The sequence below is a fragment of the Acinetobacter higginsii genome, assembly GCF_000369525.1.
Classification (GTDB): Bacteria; Pseudomonadota; Gammaproteobacteria; order Pseudomonadales; family Moraxellaceae; genus Acinetobacter; species Acinetobacter higginsii.
Genome location: NZ_KB850069.1, coordinates 1 through 3439 on the forward strand (window position 1 = coordinate 1; position 3439 = coordinate 3439).

Sequence of the window (3439 nt, forward strand, 5' to 3'; positions counted from 1 at the left end):
AATACAGAGCCAAGAACAACAAGCCCAGAATCAAGCGGTACAGAAAAAACTTACCATTTTGAATATGGGACTGATTTCAGCAGCAGTTATTTTGCTTATAGCAATTTTCTCGCTTGGTCTCGTCACCAAAAACAAGTACAGCGAGATGCAGACGCTAAATACAGTGATCAACGAGAAGCAAATGAGGGTCGACCATTTGAACCGATCGGGAGGCAGTTTGACGATCAGCACATGCAAGCGACCAGACAGCAAAGCACAACGTCTCTGTATTCAGATCAACAAGAATGCAGGGGAATGGCAGAACGGTTACATGATTCCAATGGGGTACTAAACGATGACCGAATTAGAAACACAATTATTGAGAATCATCGAAGAACAACAGCAACAATTACTGCAACAACAAGTGCAATTGCAGAAGCAACAGCAAGCTTTAGACACAATGCAAACCAAGATTATCCAAGCCTTGTCAGCTCAATCAAAGGCAATCGAGAGCGATCAGCAGAGCTTACAGCAAGCACAGAAATCATTAGCGACAATACAGAAGCAATTTCACGGTCTAGAACGCAGTACAGCAAGCTATACCGAGCAGATCAATGGAAAAGTTCGAGAGATGAGCCAGATCACAGCCAACAACGAAGAAGTGCTGGAGAGAATCTCAACAGTACAGCATTCAGTCTCGTTACAAGTGACCAAAGCTCAGCAAAATTTGCTCGAAACATCAGAGATATTGAAAAAAATATCCTCCAGATGAATGAGCGTAAACAAGAGATAGAAAGACCTCGACCTAGGCAAGATCGAGGTATGGATTTTGGGATGTAATTATTTTTATTAGTATGCTGATATTTATTTCATAGTATTGGCTTGTACTAATGCTTCAATTTAGCTATATTGAATATAGTATAGGCTTGTTTATGTTTTTTTGGTGTATTATGAATAATAACTGTGTAGTAGTACTAACTGCTCGTGGAAAGACTAGAATTTTAAAAGAAGGTGGTAGTCAGTCTTGGAGACTAAATGCTCATAATGCAGGAAAGTGCAATTATCTAGTTTGTGTGCAAAACAGGAAACAATCTTGGGGAGAGCCGGAGGCTGATCATCACACTGCATTTTTAGTTGGAAAAATATCCAGTATTAGCCAATCTCAAGAAGAAGATGCAGATGGTAGGTGGATAATAAATATCTCTGAATATGCTGATATCTCTATTCCCAATATGTGGGATGGTAATCGGAATCCTGTTTCTTATAGTTCATTAGAAGAGATGAATATCGATTTGAATGATCTTAAATTCAATAAATTAAATGAAGATAATGCTTCTAAAACACTAGATAAAATATCTATTCCTGAAGCAAAGAGACTATTAGCTAATTACTTTGATGTCCCTCAAGAAAATATTTCAATTACAATCAATATGTAAGCTTTTAATTGACCCCAAAAAGAAAAAAGCCTTTCACGTTAATGAAAGGCTTTTTTGAATCTTAGCGCTTGGGAGGGAAGATCTTAGATCCGCAGTCTCTCAAACTTACAACTACATATTAGGGTATATACGGTGGAATTGTCAAATGATGCAGTGCTTAAGATAGAGCAAACTTTATCTATACCACGCTTATCTAAGTATGAAAATTTCTATAAAGATAAAGGTGAACCATATGAAAAATCTGATGTATTAATACTTTATGAGCGTAATTTATTAATTTCTAATAAGTTTTTTTACTTATTAAATTATTTTGAAGTTATTCTGCGAAATGCTGTTGTTCAGGCAATAGAAATATCTTTTAGGTGTAATGAAACAAATAGTTGGCATGAAAATGAAGCTTTTATTCGAAGCCTTAGCCGTAGAGGGAGACATAGTCCTAAAAGTATGTTTGATAGTGCCAAAGAGAAGTTCCCTGATTCGCCTAGTAAAATGATCCCTGAGCTTAAATTTGTATTCTGGCAAAAGATGCTTATGGCTAATTATGAAGAACGTATTTGGCAGGGGTGTTTTAGTTCTGTTTTTCCTAATGCAACTGTTGAAAACAGACAAATTTTTTACGATTGGACAGATCAATTACGTGAATTAAGAAACAGAATTGCTCATCATGAACCGATTATTTTTAATCGTAATCTAGAAAATGATTTAGAAGTTTTAATGCGCTTTGTCTATTGTCGTTGTACTGATACACACAATCTTATTGAGCCATTTTCATTAGAGTTGAAATCTAACTTAAGCTACTAATTAATAATAAGTTAACTACATTAAAGTGGTTAACTTATTTAACTATATAACAATTATTTTTGCTTTAATCGAACATACAGATTTTTATGTTCATTAGAGTTTGTTGACCTCTCTGTCACATCGAATATCTTAGGATATGCTTTGACTAAGTCCCCTAGTTTTTTAAAACCATATGTCCGAGGATCAAAATCAACTTGTAGAAGTTTCCACTGTGATCCAAGAGAGGCTACGGATACCCATTCTGTATCATGATTATCAAAAATTTGTTTAATTTTATCTAATGGTAATTGTGATGTAGCAACTGTTGTACTTGCTGTAGGAAGGTCTTTATTCAATTTTTCTTTAGGAGGTTCTTTTATTTGATTAGAAGTATTCTCTTTTATGGGTGGTTCTTCATATCCTGTTAAATTTTCAACGTAAGTAAAATGAGAGCAAGCATTACGAAATGCTTCTGGTGTCTGTTTCTTTCCAAAGCCATATACCATTGCCCCTTGTTCTTTTATTCGAATAGCTAAGGCTGTAAAGTCACTATCACTTGATACAATAGCAAACCCATCAATACGATCCGTATAAAGCAAATCCATTGCATCAATAATCATAAATCCATCGGTGGCATTTTTTCCTGATGTATAAGCGAATTGTTGCATTGGTTTAATTGCTAAATTATTAATAGCTTGTTTCCAATTACCATTTTGACTAACAAAATTTCCATATATCCTTTTGATTGTTGCCTCACCATATTTTGTAAGCTCATTAAGTATATTTTCAATATCTTTTGCTGAAGCATTATCTGCATCAATGAGTACAGCTAGCTTAGATGTTCTTTCTTCTGTTAGGTTAAATATGGTTTTAGATGTTGCCAAAGTAATTCCCCCATCGTTAATTAGTGCTAATTTTATATAGTTTTATAACTGACAGATAATAAAAAGCCCAATAACTCTTGCAAGTTATTGGGCTTTTACATTAAATTCAGTGGGTACAGTTATTTGATGCTTCCAACATCAATTAACGAAAGATCGGCAGAGCTTCCAACTCGTACTGATATTCACCTTAAAGGCTAGTACCACTATCTATTTTAAAGAATTAGAACAGTTTGACAAGCCTCAATTTGAAGTCCTTCGTTAATTCAGCAGTTTAAATCATCAAATAAGCACCTAACGGTCGAGCTTTATCTACTTCTGTGCGCCCTTTTTAAAGGAAGATATGCGGTGCATGTGGAGGGA

The 3439-nt window shown here is 35.0% G+C and carries 5 protein-coding genes; 4 read left to right on the forward strand and 1 reads right to left on the reverse strand.

Translation table 11 applies throughout. From position 1 onward, the window contains the following. The 4 genes from F902_RS22555 to F902_RS00520 all read left to right on the forward strand — a co-directional run. On the forward strand, positions 1-331 hold a 331-nt coding region (locus tag F902_RS22555; protein ID WP_043540800.1), incomplete at its 5' end, for a hypothetical protein. A 3-nt stretch (positions 332-334) separates the two neighbouring features. Continuing rightward, the gene (locus tag F902_RS22560; RefSeq protein WP_005200080.1) at positions 335-751 is read left to right on the forward strand and encodes a hypothetical protein; all 417 of its coding nucleotides are present in this window, start codon (positions 335-337) and stop codon (positions 749-751) included. Positions 752-929: 178 nt separating this feature from the next. Next, positions 930-1415 carry a hypothetical protein gene (locus F902_RS00515; RefSeq protein ID WP_228129730.1) on the forward strand — a complete coding sequence of 162 codons (486 nt, stop codon included), beginning with the start codon at positions 930-932 and terminating at the stop codon, positions 1413-1415. A 132-nt stretch (positions 1416-1547) separates the two neighbouring features. Further along, positions 1548-2216, forward strand: coding sequence for an Abi family protein (locus F902_RS00520; protein WP_005200082.1), 669 nt, complete (start codon positions 1548-1550; stop codon positions 2214-2216). Between the two features lie 53 nt (positions 2217-2269). Here F902_RS00520 and F902_RS00525 read toward each other — a convergent pair whose 3' ends face one another. Further along, positions 2270-3079 (reverse strand): NYN domain-containing protein, encoded by an 810-nt coding sequence (locus F902_RS00525; protein WP_005200083.1) that lies wholly within the window; start codon positions 3077-3079, stop codon positions 2270-2272. Positions 3080-3439 lie beyond the last annotated feature (360 nt).

Bases quoted from the DNA above. Each gene is read 5' to 3' on its own strand.
- F902_RS22560 (WP_005200080.1), top strand. From the start codon at position 335: ATGACCGAATTAGAAACACAATTATTGAGAATCATCGAAGAACAACAG.
- F902_RS00515 (WP_228129730.1), top strand. From the start codon at position 930: ATGAATAATAACTGTGTAGTAGTACTAACTGCTCGTGGAAAGACTAGA.